Genomic DNA, 23,782 nt, shown 5'->3' with positions numbered 1-23,782 from the left:
GCTTTTTTAATTTATAAAACTGATTTTAATGTTGTAATTCGAGTGACTTTGATTGATAATTGAATAAATTCGAACAATCCATAATGTTATCTATGTGATCTAATCGACATAGGGTTGAAATAACTTCACTCAAACCATTAAACAAAATAGCCTTGTCTTTAAAATAATCAGGTTTATGGCAATAGGTTTTGCCCAAACGATAACCACAGCCTTTTAAGAACGAAGCTTCAATCTGAAGGAGCTCAATGGGTGAATAGCCGTTGAAACGTCTACCTAAATTTTGATGTACCAGACCAACATAATTCAATTTAACAGAACCATGCATGTCAGTCATATGTTTCCAACTATCTTTCTGGTCTAAGATGTTACCGACTGCACATTGTGTGCAATCTTCAGGATTTAAAGTATTATTATGAAATGCTGTGTATAGCTTTCTTACAGCAGCATCAAATCGACTTGAAATATTCATAGGTCCTTAGTTTTCTTTTTCAATTATGAAGATAAGAAAAAAGAATCACTTATACTCAATAATCAAAAACACGGCAGTTGTTTTTCCTATATTTAACGCTTCATGCCTTATAACTTCATCATTGCTGAAACTAAATCCGGTCGGAATTTCGACCTCTCTAGAACCAGAACTATCCGTAATTCTAAATGTCCCACCGGCAATTGCATAGCCAAAATGCGGCTTATGATAGTGCTTTTCGTGACCAACGTTTGGTTGGAATGTACATTTTAGTACACGTATTTCTTCATTTTCCTCTATAAGTTCGCAAACAGCTTCACCCTTCCAGCCAGCTTCCAATGGATCTGGAAGCGTTTCACTTTTCTTGCATCCAAAGCAAATAAAAAGGAATATAAAAATTGAGATCGATAGTATTTGGGAATAGATACGGTATTTAAACATTTATAGCGTTTTTAAAATATAAAAGGCAAAACAAACTGAAACATTAAAATAAGCAATCCTATAGAAATAAGATTTAAAATGATGCCCACCCTTGCCATTTGATGAACTTTTACAAATCCACTGGCAAAAACAATAGCATTAGGTGGTGTAGCCATTGGTAGCATAAATGCACAACTACTGGCTAAGGTGACAGGAATTAGCAAATACAACATAGGGATCTCCAAGCCAATAGCAATACCAGCAACAACTGGAGCCAAAACTGCCGTTAAAGCTACATTGCTCATTAATTCGGTCATAAACAGCATTAGTATAATCAGTAACGAAGCCGTTAGAATAATACTTATATTGCTATTGGAAATAGCAGTAGCAACCATGTCCACAATACCTGTGGCGGACATGCCTTTTGCTAAAGCTAAACCACCACCAAATAGAATTAAAATGCCCCAAGCCAATTTCTTGGTGTCATTCCATTGTAGTATAAAGTCTCCCTTGTTTAATTTATGAGGTATTGCAAATAGAGCAATGGCACCTAAAATACTTATCATGGTATCCGTAAGTCCCAAATTTAGAAATAAGCTGTTAATCAATGATCTAAAAATCCATAAAAACACAATAACTGCAAAAGTGAAAAGGACTTGCTTCTCTTTTGATGAGATTTTACCTAACTGTTTTAATTCGTTAGTTATTGCAGATTTTGAAGCCCCGAATACTAACCCTTTATTGGGGAATAGTTTTATGAGTATAACATAAATAATGGCAATTAATGTAGCTGAAAAAGGTAAGCCCATAAGTATCCAATTCAAAAACGAGATTTCTATGTTATATTCATTTTCGAGCAAGCCAATGAGTACGGAATTAGGAGGTGTGCCAATTATAGTAGCGATTCCGCCAGCATTGGCAGAAAAGGCAATACCTAACATAACACTCAATGCAAAATTTTGATCTTTCTTAGTAAAACCGTCTTCGTCATTTATCAGTAAACTGATGACCGACAATGCAATCGGTAACATTACTACGGTACTCGCGGTATTACTTATCCACATACTCATAAAAGCCGTAGCCAACATAAAGCCGAGAATCACTTTGTTAGGTGTTGTACCAGTTAGTTTAATAATAGTAAGCGCTATGCGTTTGTGCAGGTTTACTTTTTCTAAGGCCAATGCCAATACAAAACCGCCAAAGAATAAAAAAACGATAGGACTTCCATAATTGGCTCCAACATCTGCCATAGGCATCACTTTAAATACTGGAAATAATAACAAGGGTAATAATGATGTTACCGATATGGAAACTGCCTCAGTAATCCACCAAATAATCATCCACAATGCAGTAGCTATAACTGTATCTGCATTTTCTGAAACAAGTTCTATCGATAAAATTTGGAGCCCTATAAATAATAGGGGGCCTAAGAAAAGACCAATACGTTTAGAAAGCGGATAGTGTTTCATTTAGCATAAAAGTAAAAATTTAATACGAAATCCATAGTAAATGACGTTAGGAGTTTATGAAGAGAATCGTACTCGTTTTAATAATCATAGCAGCAGTTATATTAGCATTTAGATTGAAACCTGTTGAAAAAGCAGTTGATAAGGTAGTTGCTTATGTCGAAACACCAAGTCTTATAAATAAAGATAGTCTAACAATCCGGTCTAGAGTAAATATACCAGAAGGGTATAGGCGAATCATCTATCCGAAAGGGAGTTTTGAGGATTATTTAAGAAATTATAAGTTGAAGCCCTTTGGAAGTAAGATTGTTAATTATGATGGTTCCAAATACTTTTGGCAAGGTGGTCATATCGGAATTTTAGAAGTTCCCGTTCCTGACAATGGTTTGCAACAATGTGCAGATGCATTGATTAGAATACGGAGTGAGTACCTTTGGGATAACGATAGAAAAGATGAGATTGGATTTAATTTTACTTCTGGGCATTACTGCTCTTGGAAAGCATATGCTAAAGGTTATCGTCCTAAAATAAACGGAAGTAAGGTTAGCTTTCATAAAACAGCTAGTGAAGATCATTCAAAATCTAATTTTTATAAGTTCTTGAATCTCATTTATATGTATTCAGGGACATTATCGCTCTTCAACGAATTAGAATCGGTTAAAGCCAAAGACTTAAAGATAGGTGATATGTTGATTAAAGGTGGCAGTCCAGGGCATATTGTAATACTTTGCGATGAAATAGTGAATGATCAAGGTGAAAAGTTGTTTTTGTTATTTCAGGGAAATACGCCTGCGCAAAGCGTTCATTTAGTAAAGAATCTTGAAAATAACATAATTTCGCCATGGTATCGATTAGAGGATAATGCTACTGTTCCCGTATCAAACTACACTTTTAGTAGTGCTGAATTTGTACGATTTAAATAAGTTTTTGTCATTCCTGCGGAAATATGAATCTACTTTTTATTCATCATTTAATATCGTATTTTTGCATAAACTAAATTTTACCGTGTTCGCGGCAGTTACATGAGCCAGCCATTAACTCCACAAGAATTACATAACTTAGCGATGAATCACGTAGGGAAAGATTTAGAAGCTCGTGGTTTTGAATTTATTGCTATAAACAGCAAGTTAAAACGCCATCCGCAATTTGTGTGTATCGATAAAAACAATCAGTATTTTTTTGTGGTGGTTAGAGCTGTTATGCTTCCTGAAAATCCCAATAATTATGACGTTATTTGGATGGAAACCTTTAAGAAACATGCTTACGAAAAAGATGCTAAAGTGTTATATGCTGGCGTTGGTTTAGGTAACCCAAATGGAGAAGGCTTGCCTATCTATCTCAATGAAGAGTACCTGATTGAGTATAATGGTATACAAGTCATAGAAATGAATCTCAACTAGTATAAATGTGAGACTGAGCGTTTCATGCTGAGTCTTCAGACTACGCTTAAGACAGGCTAAAGTCAAAGTTAAATATATAACATGAAAAGATTAACCTTTATAGTTCTCATTGCAGTTCTAAGCATGTCTTGTAAGGAAGACAAAAAGCAAACTCAACTAGTAAAACTTTCTGGACCTGTTTTTGGAACGGGTTTTAATGTTCAATATTCACATGATAACAATACAAATTATATCAATCAAATAGATAGTCTGTTTGCAGTGGTTAATCAATCGATGTCTACCTATATCCCAGATTCTGATATCTCAAGAATAAACAGAAATGAAGAAGTCAAAGTAGACAAACATTTTAAACACGTATTTAAGGCTTCTAAAGATATTTATCGAGCAACAGAGGGTGTATTCGACCCTACTATTGGTAATGTCGTAAATGCATGGAATTTTGGGGCAGAGACCAATAAATTCTTAACGGATAGTACAACTATCGATAGCTTAATGCAGTACGTTGGTTTAAATCGAATCGGTTTGTTAGACGGTAAGATTAAAAAACCTGCAAGTAGTTATTTGGAATTTAATGCTATTGCCAAAGGTTATGGTGTGGACGTTATTGCAGAATTTTTAGAAACTAAGGACGTAGTTAATTATTTGGTAGAGATTGGTGGTGAAATACGCGTTAAAGGAGATAACATAGAAAAAAAATCACCTTGGAAGGTAGGACTCGATGAACCTCGTTTTGATGGTCAGCAATCTGTTTTTAAAGCCATTGTCCTTAAGGATGAAGCTATGGCAACCTCGGGAACCTATCGAAAATTTAAAACTGACGAGAATGGTAATCGCTATGCGCATATTATCAATACAAAAACGGGTTACCCAACAAAGACTAATGTTTTAAGTGTGTCGGTTATTGCGCCAAATTGTATGATGGCAGATGCTTATGCTACCGCTTTTCAGGCTATGGGAATCGAAAGAGTTACTGAGTTTTTAAAAACACATCCAGAGCTAAAAGCTTATTTTATTTATGAAAATGAAAATAAGGAACTAAGCACTCTAAATTTGAACAACTTTCCAGAGTAATTTTTTGTGACCCTTTAAAAAAATGTGTGTCTTATAAGTGCTATTAACCGTTATATATATAAAAAGCTGCACTTTTGTTCGTTTTTAGTGCGGCTTTTTTACTTTCTCACTAATGGAATAATCTCACCTTTGGCCAAACGATAACTATCAATAGCTTCGTCTGAAAGTTGTGAAGTATAATCCACCTCTTCAACATTAAAACCTACAGCGCGAAGTTTGTCAAAATAATCCCTACCATAGACTCTAACATGATCGTATTGCCCAAAGATTTTGGCGCGTTCTGCCTTATCGGTAATAGAATCATCTTCAAAAGTAATTTCACGATTTAGATCTTGTGGAATTTGAAAAATCCCCCAACCACCAGGTTTCATAACACGATACAACTCCTGCATAGCCTTTACATCATCCGGGATATGCTCCAAGACATGATTGCAAAGTATAACATCGTAGCTGTTTTCTTTAAATGGAAGATTACAAATATCGGCTTTAACATCTGCTATAGGCGATAATAAATCCGTGGTGGTATACTCTAAATTTTTAAGTCTCCTAAAGCGTTTCAGAAAGCATTGCTCAGGAGCAAAATGCAAAACCTTTAAAGGTTTAGAAAAGAAATTTGTTTCATTTTTAAGATACAGCCAAAACAGTCGGTGTCGTTCTAACGATAAAGTAGATGGCGATAATACATTTGGACGTTGTTTGCCATAGCCATAGGGCAAAAACGTTCTAAAACTTTTTTCATCAATAGGATCTGTATACCTAGTTCCTCTTAGAAAAAACTCTAATACTGGTCTAATAAGATAACTTAACCTTATCAGAAGAGGTCTTGGCAATAGATTGAGAAAAAATTTAAAAAATCTTGACATATAAATTTGGCTGATATGAATTACACGAATTGACACTAATTTTAAAGAATCACTCTTACATAGTTTAGGCTGTCTTCACCAAAATTAACGACTATTCCCAACCTAAGTTTACTTACGGCTACATAATTCAATGTTTGTTTTATATGGCTCGAACTAACACCTTCGCTAAAGCCTTTTCCAAGGATATTGTGTACTTCCATGCATAAGCCTATAACAAAGTAGGATTCTTGTTTATATATTATGTTGGACATAAATATAAATTTGGGGAATTAGTAAAATTTGTGTTAATATAAGAATAAACAGAGGTAAAATCTATTTAGTAGTGTATTGATTAGATAGTTCTTGCTAATTATAAATAATCTTCTCTAACAGGGCTGAATATATCCAAAATTTTACAGGCTGTTATAGCTTTGCCGCTATGAGGCACATTAGATGGGATTACCAAAACAGAACCCGGTTTGTGGATTTTAGTAATGCCATCTATGGTCATTTCAAATTCCCCTTCCAGGATTTGTGAAACTTGCTCATGTATATGATTGTGCATTGGCAATTCCGCATCTGGCTCAACTTCCCAAAAGGCGATAGTAACAGCATTAGTGTGTAAAAATCGCGCTTTGTAGCCTTTAACGATTTCTTTAGGCTTAATATCCAAAATACGCTGGTCGACTATCATAGTACTAAAGCATTCTGTCTAAACTCGTTCTCTTCATCTGAACTGATTCCTAAGGCGTCGTGTACATAAGCGAATGTAGAAAGAATTTCGGGTTGACCATTGACGATAGCGACATCATGTTCAAAATGAACACTAGGTTTACCATCTTGGGTAACTATCGTCCAACCATCTTTGAGTTGCTTCACTTTATGTGTCCCCATGTTTATCATGGGCTCAATGGCAACAACCATACCTTCTATAAGTTTCTTTCCTCGGCCACGTCTTCCATAATTGGGCATCTCTGGGTCTTCGTGCATTTTACGTCCTATACCATGACCCACCAATTCGCGCACAACACCATAGCCTTCTGCTTCACAATATTGTTGTATTGCATAACCAACATCACCAACACGATTACCAACCCTCAACTGACGAATGCCTGCATATAGTGATTCTTTAGTAATTCTAATCAACTTCTTAGTAGCTTCATCAACATTACCAATCTCAAAGGTATAAGCGTGGTCTCCGTAAAAGCCGTTCATTAAAGCGCCACAATCTATAGATACAATATCTCCATCTTCTAATGGTCTATCAGTTGGTAATCCATGAACTACAGCTTCATTAACGCTACAAAGCAATGTAGAAGGACAATCGTATAGTCCTTTAAAACCAGGTAAGGCACCATGATCCCTAATAAATTCTTCTGCAATAGTATCTAAATGGTTGGTAGTAACCCCTTCTTTAACCTCACTAGCTAACATCCCTAAAGTCTTAGATACAACAAGTGCACTTTGACGCATTAATTCAATTTCCTCACTGGTTTTTACGATAATCATGACATTGTGAATTGATCCACAAATATAGATAATTATAACGATTAATTAATTTTTGAAAAACATGATAAAAGACAGTTTTTTTCTACCTTTTCAGCATTAAGTTTGTCAAATAAAAACTAAGAAAATGTATACACCAGTAAGTGCGGAAGAAGCTTTAAAAATCGTAAAATCTAACGATAAAATATATCTACAGGCTGCAGCGGCAGTTCCATCAGTTTTGGTAAAAGCATTAGCCGATAGGCATGAGGAATTGAGGAATGTTGAAATTTGCCAATTACACACAGAAGGTGAAGCTCCTTACGCCAATCCGGAGTATGCAGATAGTTTTCATGTCAATTCTTTCTTCATTGGTAGAAATGTACGACATACCTTAAAAGCAGGTAACGGTTCTTATACCCCTGTTTTTTTAAGTGAAGTTCCGCTTTTGTTTAAGCGCAATATTGTTGACGTTAAAGTGGCGTTGATCCATGTGTCCGTACCAGATCAGCACGGATACTGTTCCTTGGGCGTGTCTGTAGAAGCGACTTTAGCAGCTATTGATAATGCTGACCACGTCATTGCACAAGTTAACAAGCAAATGCCAAGAACTTTTGGAGATGGTATTATTCACGTTACAGAGATTGATGCCTTTGTTGAAGTTGATGAGCCTTTACCTGCTTTTCCTGTCACAGAGCCAACCGAAGTTGAAACAAAAATTGGTGATTACGTTGCAGGGCTAATTGAAGATAGAAGTACCCTGCAAATGGGAATAGGGAATATTCCAAATGCTGTGTTGTCACGATTGCATAACCATAAGGATTTAGGATTACATACTGAAATGTTTTCCGATGGCGTTATCGATCTTATCCTTAAGGATGTGATTAATGGTAATTATAAGAGTGTTAACCCAGGAAGAGCTTTAGCTACTTTTTTAATGGGTTCTCAGCGTCTGTATGATTATGTTGATGATAATCCTTTTGTAGAGATGCGCTCATCCGATTATGTAAATGACGTGTCGATTATTAAACAAAACCCACGAATGGTCGCCATAAATTCTGCTGTTGAGGTTGATGTTACAGGTCAGGTATGTGCAGATTCAATAGGTTCTAAGATGTATTCTGGAGTAGGAGGTCAAATGGATTTTATACGAGGTGCATCATTGAGTGAAGGGGGTAAAGCCATCATTGCTTTACCGTCAGTAACTAAGCATGGAATTAGTAGAATTGTACCAACTTTAAAGCCTGGCGCAGGTGTAGTTACAACGAGAGCACATGTTCATTATGTAGTAACAGAATTTGGTGTGGCTAACCTGTATGGAAAAACCATACAAGAGCGCGTTAAGGCCTTAGTGGAAATTGCACATCCAGACCATAGGGAAACAATCGATAAAGCTTATTTTGAGCTGATGTAATACTATTTAAGCCAACCAAAAAGGCCCCCTTTTTTTGGGCGTTTAATATTTGGTTCCTCATTGGTGATCATCTGATAGATTTCTCCCCATCCGAGAACACCTCCTATATTTCGATCATCGATGAAGAGATCGGCATGAATTTTACGACTTCTGCTGTAATCGAATTTTTCTTCTGGGAAACTAGCATTCACGGCATAAAACTCAATACCGTTTTCTTTACAAAAGTCAACAGCTTCTTTTAATTTGGTACCACTTCTATAGGTCCATAGTATAAGTCTGTGCCCATCTTGTTGTAAGCGTTTTAAGGTCTCAAAAGCAAAAATTCTTGTTTTCCCAATCTTGGGATAGGCATCTTCTACTATGGTACCATCAAAATCTACTGCTATAATTAATCTATCCTGAAAATTCATGCTATCAATTCAATTAAGAAGCAAAGTTACAACAATGCACAATTTAAACAAGGCTCTTTTGGGTCATAGTCTCTGGTTTTTCTATGCCCATAAGCTTTAAGATCGTTGGCGCTATATCACCTAGAATACCGTCCTTTATTGTTTTTAAATCCTTATCTATTAAAATGATTGGTACTGGATTGGTTGTATGGGCTGTATGTGGTGTGCCATCTGGATTGATCATAGTTTCGCAATTGCCGTGATCGGCGATTAAAATGGTAGTATAATCATTCTCTAGAGCCGTATTTACAACATCTTTTACGCATTCATCTACAGCTTCACACGCTTTAATTGCGGCTTCCATAACACCAGTATGGCCTACCATATCGCCATTTGCAAAATTTAGACATACAAAATCGGTGTCTCCTTTTTGTAATTCAGGAATCAAAGCATCACGTAATTCATAGGCACTCATCTCGGGCTTTAAATCATAGGTTGCAACTTTTGGTGAATTTCTTAAGATTCTTGTTTCGCCTTCAAATGGTTCTTCTCGTCCACCTGAAAAGAAAAAGGTGACATGTGGATATTTTTCGGTTTCTGCAATTCTGATTTGTTGCTTATGGTGCTTTTCTAATACTTCTCCAAGTGTATCGGTTAAGTTTTCTTTATTAAAGACCACATGGATGCCTGTAAAATTATCATCATAATTGGTCATTGTTACATAATGAAGATTTAGTTTTTGCATGTTGTATTCATGAAAATCTTCTTGTGATAAAGCTTGGGTTAACTGACGACCACGATCGGTTCTAAAATTAAAGAAAATGACAACATCATTTTTATCAATTGTAGCAATAGGCTTAACCTGTTCATCAACTATAACGAGGGGTTTTATAAATTCGTCCGTAACATCTTCTTCATAGCTTTGTTGTATGGATTTTAACACATTTGTCGTCGTTGTTCCTTTTCCTGCAACAATGGCGTCATAGGCTAGCTTAACACGTTCCCATCGTTTATCTCTATCCATGGCGTAATAGCGACCAGTTACGGAAGCCAATTTTCCAGTGGTTTTGTTTATATGTTCTTCTAAATCTGAAATAAAGCCATATCCAGATTTTGGATCAACGTCTCTTCCATCTGTGAAGGCATGTACAAAAACGTTCTTCAGGTCAAATTCATTGGCAGCATCCAAAAGACCAAATAGATGATTGATATGAGAGTGAACCCCTCCATCACTAACTAAACCTAATAAGTGTACATTTTGGTCATTTTCCTTTGCATACTCAAAAGCTTCTTTCAATACATGTTCTTTTTGAAGGGTTTTGTTTTCTACCGCTAGATTAATCTTCACCAAATCTTGATAGACAATTCTGCCAGCCCCAAGATTCATATGGCCAACTTCACTGTTTCCCATTTGTCCTTCAGGTAGGCCTACATGAAGGCCGTCAGTTCTTAAACTTGCATTAGGATATTTTGTATATAGAGCATCAATATATGGTGTATTTGCGTGGTCGATTGCAGAAACTTTTGGGTCTGGTGATTTCCCCCACCCATCTAAAATCATTAAGATTACTTTCTTATTCATGTTTTGAAATTTAATACGGTCAAATATAAGACTTAGTATACTACAACAGATTTGTATTCCAAAAATTTTACATGTTATTTATGTTTTAAGCTTTATTATTCAGATTATTACATAAAAGTATTTTTTTATGAAAGCCTTAACAGATTTGTTTTCATAACGTTAAATGTATGTTATTTCGTTTTTTAAAGTGTAACAAACTAAAACATTTGTCGTCTCTTTGGTATAATCAAAAAAAACAATCACTTAAATCAAAAATCATTCATCATGAAAAAAACAGCGTTTATTTTAGCCTTAGCATTAGGCTTTTCAATTAGTAGTTTAAATGCAAAAAATGACATTTTAACTTCAGAGAGTATTGATGTAACTGTTAAAACTGTAGAAGTAAGTCCGTTATGCAAAGCTGTAGCGACTGGTAACATTGACCTTGTAAAGTCTTTAATAGAACAAGGTGCTGATGTTAATGCCAAATCTAATGGTATGGGACCGATTCATTATGCAGCTAAGTATAATCGAGTAGAAGTAATTAAAGTATTAATTACAGCAGGTGCTGATGTTCACAAGCCTTGCGACTTAGGATTTACTGCTTTAGGCCATGCACAGCAATCTAAAGCTAAGGATGCAGCACAGTTTTTGAAACGTTTTAAAAGAAAAACTGTCTAATTAAAGACAATTATTTGAGTTAGTTAATTGGAAAATGCGTCTTAATTTTAAGACGCATTTTTGTATTTTCTAATGGCTTCTCTAATCTTTTCTATACGATTTTCTGGATCTGGGTGTGTACTTTGAAATTCAGGAACTCTATTTGGCCCAGCAGCAGCCTTCAAAATCTTCATAACGCCAATCATCTCTTCTGGATTATAACCAGCATCAATCATAAACCTTACACCTAATTCGTCACTTTCCAATTCGTCACCTCTGCCATTTTTTAGAAGTTGGCCTTGCCCATATTGTTGTGCTACTCCTCCCATGTCAATGGCCGAGCTTCCCATGGCTATGACTTTCCAGAAATTAGCATTGGTAATACGTTCGTTAGAGTGTTTGCCTAGAACGTGACCAATTTCATGACCTAACACACCAGCGAGTTGATCTTGATTTTCAAGTTTAGAAAACAAAGCGTAGGTAATAAATATTTGGCCACCTGGTAAAGCAAAAGCATTAATGGTGCGTTCGTCAGCCAGTAAGTGAAATTCGTATTTATAAGGTGTGTCTTTAGCAATACTACTATTAACTAGTTTATTGCCTACATCATCAACTAAAGCTTGGTAGCGATTGTCTGGGTGTAATCCGCCATGCTGTTGTGCCATGCCAGGTGCGCTTTGTAAACCTATAGCGATTTCTTGTTCGGGTGATAAAGATATAGCCTGTTTTTTGCCAGTATATGGATTTATTTCCTCCTGACTGCATTTTCTTATAAATGCAAAGGCTACGACAGCCAATGCAATTAAAATTCTAACTTTAAAATTACCTCTTCTCATGATGATTGTCTTAGTATGTTAAATGTACAAAAGTTTGACACAATTTTTCTTGAAAAGTCATCGGTTTTGCTGTCAAAACTTTAATGTTTTATTTTTATAAAAACAAAAAGTAGTGGTAATGAGCTATCAATTCAAAATAATTCCTAATAGCAGCTTAGATATAATAATTCCTTTAGTTTATGAATTAAACGAGCATAGAGTGAGCAGAGCAGTCTTAAAATTACGCTTTGATGAAATGGGTCAACAAAATTACGAATGTGCCGTTATTCTCGATGGTGATGAAGTAATAGGTGTTACAGGGCTTTGGTTTTGCACAAGACACTATATAGGAAAGTCCGTAGAATTAGATCATGTTTATATAAAGCCAGAGTATAGAAGTAAAGGGTTGGGCAAGCAATTTATGGATTGGATTACTACTTATGTAAAAAGGAAAGGTTATCAGTCCATGGAGCTTAATACCTACGTACAGAATTATCCTTCACACAAGTTTTATTATAACGAAGGCTACGAAATCTTGGGCTATCACTTTTTAAAGCGGCTTTAATTTAATGAGGATAGATCAGAGTTAGGTTTTATTTCATATGGCGTTTTACCATATTCAAACACTCTAGCATCCAGATTGCCTTTAAGGGTTAGCTGTTTGCCTTTTACATCTATCCAACTCCCTTCTCTGAGACCAACTACGGGTTGCGTGTTAAAAGCATGAAATTCTTTGATACGTGTTTCTCGGGTTTCTCCCATATGAGTACTATCTGGATTAGGATCTAGATAATGGGGGTTGATGTTAAAAGGTACTAAACCAAGTGTTTGAAAGCTGGGTGGATATACAATAGGCATATCGTTGGTGGTGCTCATCGTTAGGCCACAAATATTACTTCCAGCACTCGTACCTAAATAAGGAGTTCCACTATTAACAGCATCTTTAATAGCGGTCAAAACATCATTCTTATATAATTGATTAACAAGGACAAAGGTATTTCCGCCACCAGTAAAGATGGCTTGGGCATTTTTTATAGCTTCTTTTGGGTTATTAAATTCATGGAGTCCTATTACAGATTTTTCAATCTTATTAAAAGCTTTGGTAATATTTTTCGTGTAGTCTTCATGAGATATACCACCGGGCCTAGCATAAGGGATAAACAATATTTTACTAGCCGATTTAAAATGAATCTTTAGCTCATCTAAAAGATATTCAAGAGGTTCACTACCATGGATTGTTGAGGTACTTGCAATTATTATCGATCTCATCTTTTAAATCATATAATGTTTTGTAAAAGTAAATGTTATCTTTTACAATAACTAGGCTTAAAGTGAATAACTATTTAACAAAGATTTATCAGCAGATTTTTATGAGAAGTGGAGAATATCAACGAAATTTATAGAACTATAAGACCAATATGAGAAACTTTATATTTATAATTTGTTCCTTTTTGACCATTTCTATTTATGGACAAGAGGTGGAAAGAGTTACAATAAATGGGAGAATAGCCGTTTCTTCTGAAGATAAAGAAGGCGTAACGGTTTATAATACATCCTCTAATAAAGGTACTGTTACCGATGAAAATGGAGATTTTGAAATAGAAGTAGCACTCAACGATATCATAGAATTTAGGGCACTTCAATTCAAGGATTTTAAAATAACCATTACCGAAGATGTATTAAAGTCAAAGAAACTAACGGTTATACTAGTAGAAGAGGTTAATAAGCTAGATGAAGTGGTATTATTGCCTTTTGGATTAACGGGGAATATCAATGCAGATTTAGAGAATGTAAGGACTTATAACGTGAGTTTGGATTATGTTTATTTTGGCTTAGACCATATTGAGGATTTTGAATTTTCTGCCGATTTCAAAACGAGAGCAGAAAATGTAGCTTTTAATGAAAACAATCCTCGTGTAGAGAATATGCTTAACATCGTCAATCTAGCTGGTTTTATAGTTAGCCAAGTTGTAGATGTAGATACCGGTGATTCCAAAACAAATGGAGAAAAAGCCATAAATAAAACACCCTTTAAAGAAGCTTTGGATAAATACAGTGTCAATTATATAAATACCAATTTTAATATTCCTCTAGAACAAGTTGAGGCATTTATCGATTATGTTGAGGAAGAAGGTATTGATGCTAAATTATTAGATAAAGACAAAGAGCTTCAGTTTTTAGAGCGTATTACACAGCTAAGTAAATCTTTTTTGAAAACCAAAAGTGAAGACGACTAATCTAATTTGTGGTCTTGTTGCTCTGTTTTCGATTTTTATATTACAAGCCCAACGAAAAGAAATTAAAGGCCAGCTCATCGCAAGCGATGAGGTAGAGGGTATTCATATTTTGAATAAAACAGCCTCTAAATTTGCTATCTCTTCCGAAGATGGAAGCTTCATTATTCTTGCTAAGGCACAAGATACACTGTTCGTTTCAAGTCTAAAATATGAAAATAAAGAGGTCGTTGTTACACAGTCCAATGAAGATGAAGAAGCAATATCAATTCTACTCGTAGAAAAAATTAATGCCCTAGATAAAGTTATAGTAGGTAATATATTAACGGGTAGTTTACAATCTGATATTGAGAACTCCGATGCCAAAACCGATATTAATTTTTACGACTTGGGTATTCCAGGAAATACAAAATTGCCACTAACACAGAATGAACGTAAGTTACATGATGCCGATGGCGGTTCTTGGGGATCAATTATGGGAGGCCCATTTGGAGGAGGCCTTGGGGTCAATTTCCATAAACTCTTAAACAAAATAAGTGGAAGAACAAAGAAGCTAAAAACCATTGTAGAATTAGACGATAGGGATAAATGTATCAATAGACTGCGATCGAATTACGAATCCATAATTTTTGAGAAAGATACTTTGGCAAAAAACCTAAGAAATGAATATTTTTTGTTCTCTCAAGAAGATGAAAACTTTTTGACTTTATGCGAAGAAAATAACGAAATAAAGCTCTTAGAGTATTTGCAACAAAAGCTAATAGTTTATCGTCAAAATAGGGAGTTAAATGATAATGATTAATTTTGGAATACTTTTTGGTTAAAGAGAAAAAACTGAGTTGAAAGCATGAAGTCTAAACTAATCCTTATTGTTTTGGTTTCCTTATTGTTAGTGTCATATAATAAGAAACACGAGTATTATGTGAGCGTAACACAAATAGGCTATTCAGAAAAAGACAAATCCGTTCAGATTATTAGTCAAATTTTTATTGATGATTTGGAAGAACTATTGCGTAAACGGTATGACGAAACAATTACACTAGATCCTGATAGTGATTCCATGATGGTTGATGACTATTTGCAACGCTATTTATCTGATAAATTAAATATTAGTATCAACGATAAAATTGAACGGTTTAATTTTTTAGGAAAAGAATATAAAGAGGATATAGCGTATTGCTACTTAGAGATAAGTAATGTACCCAATGTGGAATCCATAAAATTAACAAATAAAATTTTATTCGACGTTTTTAATCAACAGCAAAATATAGTAAGGATTAAGATGAAAAATAAGAACAAGAGTTTTCTTTTGATAATGGGCAATGAGGAATGCATGTTAAACTTTAACTAAAAATCTGTTGAAGCCATAGAAATTGGCTATTTTCGACCACATTTTAAAAATTTCTATCGCAAAATGAAGACTTTAAAGTATTTCTTTTACACTTTCCTATTTATTTCTACTACAGCTTTCGCACAAAATGAAATAAAGCCAGAACGTAAGCCTGGGCATACCAATGAAAATAAATTCAAGCAGTTATATGACGAATTTGCTACACCAAATATGTTTAGAACAGGTTCTGGAGCACCGGGTCCAGAATACTACCAGCAACAAGCAGATTATAAAATGAACATCGAAATTGACGATGTAAATGCTAGATTATACGGAGATGAAACGATAACATATACTAATAATTCACCAGATGTGCTGACTTATCTTTGGGTTCAGCTAGATCAGAATATGCGTGCAAAGGATTCTAAAACACCATTGATAAATAGTTCTGATATTAGTCCAGCTAATTTTCCTTCAACTGCCGCAAAAACGTATCTAAGAGAACGCTTTGATGGTGGATTTAATATAGAGCATGTAAAGGATGTAAACGGAAAAGACTTAAAGCATGCCATAAATCGTACCATGATGCGTGTAGAGCTACCTAAGCCGATGAAGACCGGAGATCAATTCTCATTTAAAATAAAGTGGTGGTACAATATTAACGATCACGTAAATCAAAGAGGAAGGTCTGGATATGAGTATTTTTCTGAAGATGATAATAGAGCTTATGTTATTGCACAATTCTATCCGAGAATGGCAGTTTATAATGATGTTGAAGGCTGGCAAAATTCTCAGTTTTGGGGAAGAGATGAGTTTGCTTTACCGTTTGGAAATTTTGACGTAAATATTACCGTACCTGCAGATCACATTTTAGATGGTACAGGGGTGTTAACAAATAGAGAAGAGGTTTTTTCTAAAGAAATGATGAAGCGTTACAAAAAGGCAAAAAAGTCATATGATGAGCCTGTGATGATTGTAACTCAAGAAGAAGCTGAAAAAGCTGAGAAGTCAAAAAGCAAAAAAACAAAGACATGGAAGTTATCGGCTAAAATGGTAAGAGATTTTGGTTTTGCTACATCTAGAAAGTTTATTTTGGATATGATGGCTGTTAAAATTGGTGATAAAGATGTAATGGCAGTTTCCTTATATCCGAAAGAAGGGAACCCCCTATGGGAAGAATGGTCAACAAAGGCCGTTGCCAGTACGTTAAAATCATACTCTCGTATGACGTTCAATTACCCTTACCATAAAGCAATTTCGGTTCATGCCAAAAATCAAGGAATGGAATACCCAATGATTTGTTGGAACTATGGAAGACCAGATAAAGACGGTAATTACTCAGATAGAGTTAAGTATGGAATGATAAGCGTAATAATACATGAAGTTGGTCATAACTTCTTTCCTATGATTGTAAATAGTGACGAACGTCAATGGACTTGGATGGATGAAGGATTGAACACATTTGTGCAATATGTAGCCGAACAGGATTTTGGTGAGTGGTATCCAAGTGCATTATCTCCCGGACAGGATAAATACCCATCTCGTAGGGGGCCAGCTAAGAATATCGTGAGATATATGGGAGGCGATCAAGATTACATTGCGCCAATTATGACCAAAGGTCTTAATACCTACCAATTTGGCAGCAATGCTTACAGCAAACCAGCGACAGGCCTTAATATCCTAAGAGAAACCATTATGGGACGCGAACTTTTTGATTATTCCTTTAGAGAATATGCAAATCGTTGGATGTTTAAACACCCTACACCCGAAGATTTTTTCCGTACTATGGAAGATGCGTCTGCAGTTGATTTAGATTGGTTTTGGAGAGGGTGGTTCTATACCACGGATTATACAGATATTGGTATTAAGGAAGTAAAGAAATATGCAGTAACCAATAATCCTAATACTAAAGGTAAGCAGATAGCCGAGCGTTATAATATTGATCCAAACGCTTTGGTATACTTTGTTGGTGAAGGTGAAGAAGGTTTTGATGATGCTATAAAAAATAGTGTTGCTATGGAAGATATGCCTACGGTTAAAGAATACATTATGGATAATTTTACACCAGAGCAGCAAAAGAACATGAAAAAGTCGCCTAAATACTTTTATCAGGTAACTTTTGATAAGCCTGGAGGTTTAGTAATGCCTTTAATCGTTGAGTACGAATACAAAGACGGTTCTAAAGAAAAAATTACTTATCCTGCTCAAATATGGAGATTTAATGACAAAGAGGTAAGAAGAGCCATTGCCAGTGACAAGGAAATAGTATCAATTACAGTAGATCCTGATCTGGAGACAGCAGATATTGATACATCTAATAACGCATGGCCAAGAGAGGTAAAAGAGAGCGATTTCGATAAGTTTAAAAACAAAATCAAGAACTAATTTTTAATTAGTGTTAATATTAAGCCGGCTTTAATCAGTCGGCTTTTTTAGTGAAACTGATTATATTTGCAACGTGATGCAACCAATATTTCTTTTTATAGGTGGAACCGAAATTGTATTTATACTATTTATCGTAGTATTGGTATTCGGTGCTGATAAATTACCAGAAATAGCAAGAGGTTTGGGTAAAGGGATGCGAACCTTGAAAGATGCTACCAACGACATTAAGCACGAAGTAACCAAAAGCGCTAAGGAAAGCAACCTTATAGACACTGATGCTGCCAAAGAAATTCAAGAAGAAATTAATAAAGTAAAAGACGATTTAGAGGATTTTACGGGTTCGGTTAAGCGTAAGATGTAATACTCATATTGTCCTTAAATCTTTCCTTTTAAAGCGATTTTTTATTAAAACAGACCATTTTTATTAGGTGAATCTTTTTCGATAACCTGACCAAGATCCCAGAGTTCAGTTATTTTATGGTCTGCGTTAAACTTAAAAATATGCACAACAGCAATATCCATTGTAGCCTTGTGCACTAAACTATGAGTAATAATAATATTATTTTCTTCAAAGATATTCTTTACTTCAATACTTTTATTAGGATCAGTTAAGTGGGCATCACTCATAGCATTTTGTAGTGCTTCTCTCGTACCTTCAAAGTATTGATTATGGTGTATAAAGTCTTTTGAAACTAAATTGTCAAAAGCTTCTTTAACATGCCCCATTCCTGCTAATTGTAAAAATTCTTTGGCAATATCTTTTCTGTTCATTTTATTTTTTTCTGCTAATAGTCAATCCATCTCGTATGGGTAAAATGATAGTTTCGACCCTATCATCATTTTTTAAAAGTGTATTATATTCCACAACAGCTTTTGTCGATATGTCTTTTTCTTCCGTTGGTTCAATAACTTTTCCGTACCACAAAACATTATCCGATAGGATGATACCGCCTGGATTAAGCTTGTCAATAGTGAGATGGAAATAATGACTGTAATTAGGTTTGTCGGCATCTATAAAAACCAAGTCGAAAGTCTTGGCTAATGTCGGAATGATATCCAAGGCATTGCCAACATGTTGAATAATTTGAGATCCAAAACCAGATTTATCAAAATATTTTCTTTGAAAATCATATAATTCTTCATTTATATCTATGGTATGGATTTGTCCGTCATTGGTTAATCCTTCTGCCAAACAAAGCGTAGAATAACCCGTAAAAGTTCCTAATTCTAAAATAGATTTAGGGCGTATAAGCTTAGATATTATACTTAGTACTCTTCCTTGGTAAGGCCCACTAAGCATAATAGGCTGTAATACTTTCTGATAAGTTTCGCGAGTTAATTGTTGCAATAACTCAGGCTCTTGCTCAGAATGGGCAATAATATAATTGTCTAAGGCTTCTGGCAAGAAATACATATTCTGATGAGATTATTGAATGAAATTATTCTGCCGCCTCTTCTTCAGATGCAGGTTGTTGTTGGGATGGTTTACCCATAAAGAACATGATCACACCTACAACTACAAGACCTATTTTTATGGCCCAAGCGACGCCTTCTCCCCAATTGTAGATCCAATCTGTGAATCTAATGGTTAAGCCTATGAAAGGAAGCAATATTAATGCAAGACCTATAATTGCTATGTAAGAACCAATTTTTCTCATAAAATAAATAGTTGATGATTTAGAATCTAAATATAGATATAAAAATCTAACATCAAGGCTTTAAGAAGTAATCCGGGTAATTAACTCTTTTTTTGCCCGTTCATCGTCACCACATAGCCATTGAACGACATTGTCTTCCCAAATGGCATTGCGTTCTTTCTCAGAAATAATGTTTCGGTCTATGGCTAAGTCTAAAATTTTCCCTGGATATGAGGATTGCCTAGCACTTTCCATTTCTCCTAAGGGATAAGGATCATCCAAGCCCATTAAGACTTGTTTACAGCCTTGATTTTTAATAAGCAATTCCAAAGAGCCCGTGTCGTGAACCAAAGTATCGAAGAATATATTTTTATGACCAACAGCTTTTCTGGGATGCCTCTTGCCTTCAAAAAGATCTGGTCGTCCATCAAAGCCTTGGATACGTCTTCCGAGATTTATTTGTGCCAACTGTCCGCCATGCGCAAAGCAAATACGCATATTTTTATACTTTTCATAGTAGCCATTAAGTGTTAAAAAGTGATAAGCATCTGCACATTGGGCAAGCATCCAAATAAGATGGAAGCGCCAAGAGGTATTTTCTAATTTTATAAACTTCTCGCCATCGTAGGGATGAATTTCTACCGCTAGATTGTATTTGTCCGCGAGTTCAAAAATGGGTTCGTTTTCCTCGTCAAAAATACAACGCCAAGTCCCTATGGTATCCATGTAATGGGTCGGCAAGCATAACAATTGTAGGCCTAATTCTTCTACACAACGCTCAATTTCCCAACAAGCTCCACGAACAAAACCTGGATGCACTACAAAGCCACAAGTAAACTTACTTGGATGATTGTGTTGTATACGCGCATTAAAATCATTCTGAAATCGCAGTGCTTGCTTCATTTCTTCAAGCCGTAGACCATTACCATAAAGTTGGGATAGGTTTAATACAACAGCATGGTCTATTTTAAAATGGTCCATCCACGCCAACTTCTCATTTAAAAAGAAGCTGGAATCCGTAATAGGACGATTCCAATCTTTTTGAAGCATAAATTTACGATCCTTATCTACCCAGAAAATACCTTTATCTCTCATAAAGTCTGGGATTTCCTCAGGATAAGGAAGAAGGTGAGAATGGCCGTTTATTCTTAACTTTTTTCTATTCATTGTATATCATTCCTGTAAAACAAGAATTTCTTAGTAGTTTGTAATTTTTTAAATTCCTACTTTTTGCAGGAATGATATAAACCATCAATCTTCACCTTTTTAGGTGATTTCGTGATTTGTCCTCACTCGTTAGAATTTTGTTTCTCTATTTTATTGTAATATCTGTCAAAAATTGCAGGCATATCAGTCTCAATATTTTCTAGAGTAAATTCTTCTTCATATAATAAATTTCCATTCTCCTCAGAATACCATTGTAATTTGTCTTTTACACCTTCAGGTCTTGGATATTCAATAACTAAACCAACGGTATTAGGACCACGCTGTGGTGAGTGTGGTATTCCTGGTGGTAATAAAAAAATATCACCTTCCTTAATATGAATGTCTTTAGGTTTGCCGTCTTCTATAACTTTTAAAACGATATCTCCTTCAACCTGATAAAAAAATTCAGGGGTTTCATTATAGTGATAATCTTTACGACTATTTGGTCCGCCAACGACCATAACTATAAAATCACCATCTTTCCAGACGACTTTATTACCTACAGGTGGTTTTAGCAAATGACGATTTTCTTCAATCCATGCTTTGAAATTAACGGGTGGATATATTTTACTCATAATACTTTGTCATCCCTGCGAAAGCAGGAATCTTTTTTAATTACACTTCTGATCAGAATTGAATTCCAAATGATATATGGAATAACAAGCGCTATAAAGTTACAAACTTTTTGTGCGTCCACCATCAACTGGTAAGTTAATTCCGTTAATATATGACGCACGCGCACTCGCTAAAAATGTAATAGCATCTGCGGTTTCCTCAGGTTGAGCAAAACGCTTCGCCGGAACCGTGTTTTTCATTGCATCTGAAGCTTCTTCTTCTGATTTTCCTGTCTTGGTAGATTTATTTTTAATGATTTGTGCTAGCCGTTCTGTAGCAGTTGCGCCTGGAAGTACATTGTTTACTGTGATTCCAAATTGGCCTAATTCGTTGGCTAAAGTCTTGCTCCAATTTGCTACGGCACCTCTTATGGTATTGCTCACTCCCAAACCATCTAGCGGTTGTTTTACTGAGGTAGAAATGACGTTTACTATTCTGCCATAGCCTTCGTCTTTCATATAAGGAACTAAAGCTTGAACTAATACATGGTTACATTTTAAATGTTGGGTGAATGCAGCTTCAAATTCTTCAACTTTTGCAGAAAATATTGGCCCACCAGCAGGTCCACCTGTGTTGTTGACTAGGACATGAAAGCCATGGTATGCTTTTACATAAGCTTCAATCTTTTGCTTTAATTCTTTTGGATTAGAAAAATCAGCAACAATATAATCATGGTTGCGATGTTGAGGCAATTCAGCTAAAGTTGCTTTAAGTTTCTCTTCATTTCTCGCCACTAAGGTGACATTTACACCTTCTTCGGCCAATGCAAAAGCTGTGGCTTTGCCAATGCCTGCTGTACTTCCGCAGACGAGAGCGTTTTTGTTGTTTAATTGTAAATCCATATTGTCATTCCTGCGTAGGCAGGAATCTTTTAATTAATTATTTCTTTTAATCCCAGAGATTGCCACGTCTCCCGATAGCTATCAGGATTCTCGCAATGACAATTCAATACTTAATACACACATTTTTAGGTTCAGTAAAAAATCGCAAGGCTTCAAAACCGCCTTCACGCCCTACGCCTGAGGCTTTTACACCACCAAATGGTGTACGTAGATCGCGCATCATCCAAGTATTCACCCAAACAATGCCTGCTTGTAATTGATTGCTCATTCGCATGGTCCGTTTTAGGTCATTGGTCCAAAGTGTAGCCGACAGTCCATATTTTACCTTATTAGCCATTTGCAAGACGTCCTCTTCAGAATTAAAAGGCATAATGGTTACCACAGGTCCAAAAATCTCTTCTTGGTTAACACGACACTCATCCGTTGGAACTTCAATTACCGTTGGTTCTAGATAATAACCATTTTCATAGCCTTGGACATTTACTTCCTGACCTCCGCAAAGGATGACGCCATTTTCTTCCTCTGCAATTTTTATATAGTCTTTTACTTTTTCTAAATGTGATTTAGAGACTAATGCGCCAATATTTGTTTTTGAATCTGAAGGGTGACCGACTTTTAGCTGCTTTACTTTTTCTACAAAATCAGTTTTAAACTTTTTGTATATAGTAGCTTCCACAAAGATGCGACTTCCACATAGGCAGATTTGTCCTTGATTAGCAAAGGACGATCGAACGGTTGTGTTCAACATATCTTCATAATCACAATCGGCAAATATGATGTTTGGATTTTTTCCGCCGAGTTCAAGAGATAGTTTTTTAAACATAGGGGCAGCAACTTTGGCAATGTGCGCACCAGTTGCCGTACCACCTGTAAAACTAATAGCCTTAATATCTGGATGCTCAATAATAGCTTGTCCGGTCGTTGTGCCCAAACCGTGAACAATGTTTAATACACCTTTAAGTAGCCCAGCTTCATTGCATATTTCTCCCAATAAGTATGCTGTCATAGGTGTGACTTCACTAGGTTTTGCAACAACGCAATTTCCCGCAGCAAGTGCAGGTGCTATTTTCCAAGTGAATAAATAGAGGGGTAAATTCCAAGGGCTAATACAACCGACAACACCTATGGGTTGACGCAATGTGTAATTGATAGCATTTTGCCCAACAGACTCGTGACTTTCACTTGCAAATTGGGTAATGGCATTACCGAAAAATCGAAAATTACTCGCCGCTCTTGGAATATCAACTGCTTTTGCTAAAGCTACCGGTTTGCCGTTGTCTTTGCTTTCGGCTTCAGCAAAGCGTTGTAAATTGGCTTCTAATAATTCTGAAATCTTTATGAGGATACGACTACGTTCTTCCAACGTCGTTTGTGACCATTGCTTAAAGGCAGATTTTGCGGCTTTGTAAGCCTCTTCAACATCGGCTTTGGATGAATTGGGAATTTCTCCATAAACCTCACCATTTGAAGGATTATAGTTATCAATCCATTCGTTGGAGATTGGATTTTGAAAATTGCCGTTTATGTAGTTTTTAATATTCATT

Annotated in this window: 29 protein-coding genes; 11 read left to right on the top strand and 18 right to left on the bottom strand. The window is 35.6% G+C overall.

All coding sequences use genetic code 11. From position 1 onward, the window contains the following. Positions 1-25: 25 nt before the first annotated feature. Genes Q0972_RS16725 through Q0972_RS16715 form a run of 3 tightly spaced genes read right to left on the bottom strand, consistent with a single transcriptional unit; the run spans position 26 to position 2,355 of the window. Positions 26-469 carry a Na(+)-translocating NADH-quinone reductase subunit F gene (locus Q0972_RS16725; RefSeq protein WP_299368107.1) on the bottom strand — a complete coding sequence of 148 codons (444 nt, stop codon included), beginning with the start codon at positions 467-469 and terminating at the stop codon, positions 26-28. Between the two features lie 45 nt (positions 470-514). Next, positions 515-907: a cupin domain-containing protein gene (locus Q0972_RS16720; RefSeq protein WP_299368104.1), complete on the bottom strand. Its 393-nt coding sequence runs from the start codon at positions 905-907 to the stop codon at positions 515-517. Between the two features lie 11 nt (positions 908-918). Beyond that, entirely contained in the window at positions 919-2,355 is a 1,437-nt protein-coding gene (locus Q0972_RS16715) for a DASS family sodium-coupled anion symporter (protein ID WP_299368101.1), read from the bottom strand. A gap of 56 nt (positions 2,356-2,411) precedes the next feature. On the opposite strand from Q0972_RS16715, the gene Q0972_RS16710 reads away from it, so the two are divergent. From Q0972_RS16710 to Q0972_RS16700, 3 genes are all read left to right on the top strand, one after another. Beyond that, positions 2,412-3,275: a DUF4846 domain-containing protein gene (locus Q0972_RS16710; RefSeq protein ID WP_299368098.1), complete on the top strand. Its 864-nt coding sequence runs from the start codon at positions 2,412-2,414 to the stop codon at positions 3,273-3,275. 99 nt (positions 3,276-3,374) lie between these two features. Further along, entirely contained in the window at positions 3,375-3,752 is a 378-nt protein-coding gene (locus Q0972_RS16705; protein WP_299368095.1) for a Na(+)-translocating NADH-quinone reductase subunit F, read from the top strand. Positions 3,753-3,833: 81 nt separating this feature from the next. Next, complete coding sequence (locus tag Q0972_RS16700; RefSeq protein ID WP_299368092.1) at positions 3,834-4,823, top strand: FAD:protein FMN transferase; 990 nt, start codon at positions 3,834-3,836, stop codon at positions 4,821-4,823. Between the two features lie 98 nt (positions 4,824-4,921). Here Q0972_RS16700 and Q0972_RS16695 read toward each other — a convergent pair whose 3' ends face one another. The 4 genes from Q0972_RS16695 to map all read right to left on the bottom strand — a co-directional run bounded on the left by Q0972_RS16695 (position 4,922) and on the right by map (position 7,174). Beyond that, a complete protein-coding gene (locus tag Q0972_RS16695; protein ID WP_299368089.1) occupies positions 4,922-5,686 on the bottom strand; it encodes a class I SAM-dependent methyltransferase in 765 nt (254 codons plus the stop codon). Between the two features lie 41 nt (positions 5,687-5,727). Then, on the bottom strand, positions 5,728-5,937 hold the full coding sequence (locus Q0972_RS16690) for a GxxExxY protein (RefSeq protein ID WP_299368086.1): 210 nt from the start codon (positions 5,935-5,937) through the stop codon (positions 5,728-5,730). A 98-nt stretch (positions 5,938-6,035) separates the two neighbouring features. Beyond that, a complete protein-coding gene (locus Q0972_RS16685; protein ID WP_299368083.1) occupies positions 6,036-6,359 on the bottom strand; it encodes a cupin domain-containing protein in 324 nt (107 codons plus the stop codon). Beyond that, on the bottom strand, positions 6,356-7,174 hold the full coding sequence (gene map / locus Q0972_RS16680; RefSeq protein ID WP_299368080.1) for a type I methionyl aminopeptidase: 819 nt from the start codon (positions 7,172-7,174) through the stop codon (positions 6,356-6,358). The genes Q0972_RS16685 and map overlap by 4 nt, the downstream gene beginning before the upstream one ends. A gap of 124 nt (positions 7,175-7,298) precedes the next feature. Here map and Q0972_RS16675 point away from each other — a divergent pair, with 124 nt between their 5' ends. After that, positions 7,299-8,564, top strand: a complete 1,266-nt coding sequence (locus Q0972_RS16675; protein ID WP_299368077.1) for an acetyl-CoA hydrolase/transferase C-terminal domain-containing protein — start codon at positions 7,299-7,301, stop codon at positions 8,562-8,564. A 2-nt stretch (positions 8,565-8,566) separates the two neighbouring features. Here Q0972_RS16675 and Q0972_RS16670 read toward each other — a convergent pair whose 3' ends face one another. Further along, positions 8,567-8,974: a BT0820 family HAD-type phosphatase gene (locus Q0972_RS16670; RefSeq protein WP_299368074.1), complete on the bottom strand. Its 408-nt coding sequence runs from the start codon at positions 8,972-8,974 to the stop codon at positions 8,567-8,569. Positions 8,975-9,017: 43 nt separating this feature from the next. Further along, positions 9,018-10,535 (bottom strand): 2,3-bisphosphoglycerate-independent phosphoglycerate mutase, encoded by a 1,518-nt coding sequence (gene gpmI, locus Q0972_RS16665; protein WP_299368071.1) that lies wholly within the window; start codon positions 10,533-10,535, stop codon positions 9,018-9,020. Positions 10,536-10,799: 264 nt separating this feature from the next. Between gpmI and Q0972_RS16660 the strand changes: the two genes are divergently transcribed. Next, positions 10,800-11,195, top strand: coding sequence for an ankyrin repeat domain-containing protein (locus Q0972_RS16660; RefSeq protein ID WP_299368068.1), 396 nt, complete (start codon positions 10,800-10,802; stop codon positions 11,193-11,195). A gap of 47 nt (positions 11,196-11,242) precedes the next feature. On the opposite strand, the gene Q0972_RS16655 is transcribed toward Q0972_RS16660, so the two are convergent. Beyond that, positions 11,243-12,010 carry a M48 family metalloprotease gene (locus tag Q0972_RS16655; RefSeq protein WP_299368065.1) on the bottom strand — a complete coding sequence of 256 codons (768 nt, stop codon included), beginning with the start codon at positions 12,008-12,010 and terminating at the stop codon, positions 11,243-11,245. A gap of 118 nt (positions 12,011-12,128) precedes the next feature. Between Q0972_RS16655 and Q0972_RS16650 the strand changes: the two genes are divergently transcribed. After that, complete coding sequence (locus Q0972_RS16650) at positions 12,129-12,554, top strand: GNAT family N-acetyltransferase (protein ID WP_299368062.1); 426 nt, start codon at positions 12,129-12,131, stop codon at positions 12,552-12,554. On the opposite strand, the gene pepE is transcribed toward Q0972_RS16650, so the two are convergent. Further along, positions 12,551-13,258, bottom strand: a complete 708-nt coding sequence (gene pepE / locus Q0972_RS16645; RefSeq protein ID WP_299368059.1) for a dipeptidase PepE — start codon at positions 13,256-13,258, stop codon at positions 12,551-12,553. The genes Q0972_RS16650 and pepE overlap by 4 nt on opposite strands. Before the next feature lie 182 nt (positions 13,259-13,440). On the opposite strand from pepE, the gene Q0972_RS16640 reads away from it, so the two are divergent. From Q0972_RS16640 to Q0972_RS16620, 5 genes are all read left to right on the top strand, one after another. After that, on the top strand, positions 13,441-14,226 hold the full coding sequence (locus Q0972_RS16640; protein WP_299368056.1) for a carboxypeptidase-like regulatory domain-containing protein: 786 nt from the start codon (positions 13,441-13,443) through the stop codon (positions 14,224-14,226). Further along, positions 14,213-15,025: a carboxypeptidase-like regulatory domain-containing protein gene (locus Q0972_RS16635; protein WP_299368053.1), complete on the top strand. Its 813-nt coding sequence runs from the start codon at positions 14,213-14,215 to the stop codon at positions 15,023-15,025. Before Q0972_RS16640 ends, Q0972_RS16635 begins: the two co-directional genes overlap by 14 nt. Before the next feature lie 45 nt (positions 15,026-15,070). Next, entirely contained in the window at positions 15,071-15,574 is a 504-nt protein-coding gene (locus Q0972_RS16630) for a DUF6702 family protein (RefSeq protein ID WP_299368050.1), read from the top strand. 63 nt (positions 15,575-15,637) lie between these two features. Further along, a complete protein-coding gene (locus Q0972_RS16625; protein ID WP_299368047.1) occupies positions 15,638-17,938 on the top strand; it encodes a M1 family metallopeptidase in 2,301 nt (766 codons plus the stop codon). 76 nt (positions 17,939-18,014) lie between these two features. Beyond that, the gene (locus tag Q0972_RS16620; RefSeq protein ID WP_299368044.1) at positions 18,015-18,299 is read left to right on the top strand and encodes a twin-arginine translocase TatA/TatE family subunit; all 285 of its coding nucleotides are present in this window, start codon (positions 18,015-18,017) and stop codon (positions 18,297-18,299) included. 44 nt (positions 18,300-18,343) lie between these two features. Here Q0972_RS16620 and Q0972_RS16615 read toward each other — a convergent pair whose 3' ends face one another. The 7 genes from Q0972_RS16615 to Q0972_RS16585 form a co-directional block, all read right to left on the bottom strand. Further along, positions 18,344-18,709 (bottom strand): nuclear transport factor 2 family protein, encoded by a 366-nt coding sequence (locus tag Q0972_RS16615; RefSeq protein WP_299368041.1) that lies wholly within the window; start codon positions 18,707-18,709, stop codon positions 18,344-18,346. Between the two features lies 1 nt (position 18,710). Then, positions 18,711-19,352 carry an O-methyltransferase gene (locus Q0972_RS16610; RefSeq protein ID WP_299368039.1) on the bottom strand — a complete coding sequence of 214 codons (642 nt, stop codon included), beginning with the start codon at positions 19,350-19,352 and terminating at the stop codon, positions 18,711-18,713. Positions 19,353-19,377: 25 nt separating this feature from the next. Then, positions 19,378-19,596 carry a hypothetical protein gene (locus tag Q0972_RS16605; RefSeq protein WP_299368037.1) on the bottom strand — a complete coding sequence of 73 codons (219 nt, stop codon included), beginning with the start codon at positions 19,594-19,596 and terminating at the stop codon, positions 19,378-19,380. A 60-nt stretch (positions 19,597-19,656) separates the two neighbouring features. Further along, on the bottom strand, positions 19,657-20,742 hold the full coding sequence (locus Q0972_RS16600) for an amidohydrolase family protein (RefSeq protein WP_299368035.1): 1,086 nt from the start codon (positions 20,740-20,742) through the stop codon (positions 19,657-19,659). A 122-nt stretch (positions 20,743-20,864) separates the two neighbouring features. After that, positions 20,865-21,356, bottom strand: a complete 492-nt coding sequence (locus tag Q0972_RS16595; protein ID WP_299368032.1) for a 3-hydroxyanthranilate 3,4-dioxygenase — start codon at positions 21,354-21,356, stop codon at positions 20,865-20,867. Positions 21,357-21,455: 99 nt separating this feature from the next. Continuing rightward, on the bottom strand, positions 21,456-22,238 hold the full coding sequence (locus Q0972_RS16590) for an SDR family oxidoreductase (RefSeq protein ID WP_299368029.1): 783 nt from the start codon (positions 22,236-22,238) through the stop codon (positions 21,456-21,458). A 103-nt stretch (positions 22,239-22,341) separates the two neighbouring features. Then, entirely contained in the window at positions 22,342-23,781 is a 1,440-nt protein-coding gene (locus Q0972_RS16585) for an aldehyde dehydrogenase (protein ID WP_299368027.1), read from the bottom strand. Position 23,782 lies beyond the last annotated feature (1 nt).

Source organism: Winogradskyella sp. (assembly GCF_028282165.1).
Lineage (GTDB): Bacteria > Bacteroidota > Bacteroidia > Flavobacteriales > Flavobacteriaceae > Winogradskyella.
The sequence above is the reverse complement of the archived record's forward strand: the minus strand, read 5'-3'. Positions and strand labels throughout refer to the sequence as shown.

What these genes read in the sequence shown, in the direction of transcription:
- Q0972_RS16725 (WP_299368107.1), bottom strand. Translation starts at nt 469, where the DNA reads ATGAATATTTCAAGTCGATTTGATGCTGCTGTAAGAAAGCTATACACA.
- Q0972_RS16625 (WP_299368047.1), top strand. Translation starts at nt 15,638, where the DNA reads ATGAAGACTTTAAAGTATTTCTTTTACACTTTCCTATTTATTTCTACT.
- Q0972_RS16595 (WP_299368032.1), bottom strand. Translation starts at nt 21,356, where the DNA reads ATGAGTAAAATATATCCACCCGTTAATTTCAAAGCATGGATTGAAGAA.
- Q0972_RS16720 (WP_299368104.1), bottom strand. Translation starts at nt 907, where the DNA reads ATGTTTAAATACCGTATCTATTCCCAAATACTATCGATCTCAATTTTT.
- Q0972_RS16615 (WP_299368041.1), bottom strand. Translation starts at nt 18,709, where the DNA reads ATGAACAGAAAAGATATTGCCAAAGAATTTTTACAATTAGCAGGAATG.
- Q0972_RS16685 (WP_299368083.1), bottom strand. Translation starts at nt 6,359, where the DNA reads ATGATAGTCGACCAGCGTATTTTGGATATTAAGCCTAAAGAAATCGTT.
- Q0972_RS16700 (WP_299368092.1), top strand. Translation starts at nt 3,834, where the DNA reads ATGAAAAGATTAACCTTTATAGTTCTCATTGCAGTTCTAAGCATGTCT.
- Q0972_RS16590 (WP_299368029.1), bottom strand. Translation starts at nt 22,238, where the DNA reads ATGGATTTACAATTAAACAACAAAAACGCTCTCGTCTGCGGAAGTACA.
- pepE (WP_299368059.1), bottom strand. Translation starts at nt 13,258, where the DNA reads ATGAGATCGATAATAATTGCAAGTACCTCAACAATCCATGGTAGTGAA.
- Q0972_RS16620 (WP_299368044.1), top strand. Translation starts at nt 18,015, where the DNA reads ATGCAACCAATATTTCTTTTTATAGGTGGAACCGAAATTGTATTTATA.
- Q0972_RS16670 (WP_299368074.1), bottom strand. Translation starts at nt 8,974, where the DNA reads ATGAATTTTCAGGATAGATTAATTATAGCAGTAGATTTTGATGGTACC.
- Q0972_RS16650 (WP_299368062.1), top strand. Translation starts at nt 12,129, where the DNA reads ATGAGCTATCAATTCAAAATAATTCCTAATAGCAGCTTAGATATAATA.
- Q0972_RS16605 (WP_299368037.1), bottom strand. Translation starts at nt 19,596, where the DNA reads ATGAGAAAAATTGGTTCTTACATAGCAATTATAGGTCTTGCATTAATA.
- Q0972_RS16655 (WP_299368065.1), bottom strand. Translation starts at nt 12,010, where the DNA reads ATGAGAAGAGGTAATTTTAAAGTTAGAATTTTAATTGCATTGGCTGTC.
- Q0972_RS16660 (WP_299368068.1), top strand. Translation starts at nt 10,800, where the DNA reads ATGAAAAAAACAGCGTTTATTTTAGCCTTAGCATTAGGCTTTTCAATT.
- Q0972_RS16675 (WP_299368077.1), top strand. Translation starts at nt 7,299, where the DNA reads ATGTATACACCAGTAAGTGCGGAAGAAGCTTTAAAAATCGTAAAATCT.
- Q0972_RS16690 (WP_299368086.1), bottom strand. Translation starts at nt 5,937, where the DNA reads ATGTCCAACATAATATATAAACAAGAATCCTACTTTGTTATAGGCTTA.
- gpmI (WP_299368071.1), bottom strand. Translation starts at nt 10,535, where the DNA reads ATGAATAAGAAAGTAATCTTAATGATTTTAGATGGGTGGGGGAAATCA.
- map (WP_299368080.1), bottom strand. Translation starts at nt 7,174, where the DNA reads ATGATTATCGTAAAAACCAGTGAGGAAATTGAATTAATGCGTCAAAGT.
- Q0972_RS16695 (WP_299368089.1), bottom strand. Translation starts at nt 5,686, where the DNA reads ATGTCAAGATTTTTTAAATTTTTTCTCAATCTATTGCCAAGACCTCTT.
- Q0972_RS16715 (WP_299368101.1), bottom strand. Translation starts at nt 2,355, where the DNA reads ATGAAACACTATCCGCTTTCTAAACGTATTGGTCTTTTCTTAGGCCCC.
- Q0972_RS16600 (WP_299368035.1), bottom strand. Translation starts at nt 20,742, where the DNA reads ATGAATAGAAAAAAGTTAAGAATAAACGGCCATTCTCACCTTCTTCCT.
- Q0972_RS16610 (WP_299368039.1), bottom strand. Translation starts at nt 19,352, where the DNA reads ATGTATTTCTTGCCAGAAGCCTTAGACAATTATATTATTGCCCATTCT.
- Q0972_RS16710 (WP_299368098.1), top strand. Translation starts at nt 2,412, where the DNA reads ATGAAGAGAATCGTACTCGTTTTAATAATCATAGCAGCAGTTATATTA.
- Q0972_RS16705 (WP_299368095.1), top strand. Translation starts at nt 3,375, where the DNA reads ATGAGCCAGCCATTAACTCCACAAGAATTACATAACTTAGCGATGAAT.
- Q0972_RS16585 (WP_299368027.1), bottom strand. Translation starts at nt 23,781, where the DNA reads ATGAATATTAAAAACTACATAAACGGCAATTTTCAAAATCCAATCTCC.
- Q0972_RS16630 (WP_299368050.1), top strand. Translation starts at nt 15,071, where the DNA reads ATGAAGTCTAAACTAATCCTTATTGTTTTGGTTTCCTTATTGTTAGTG.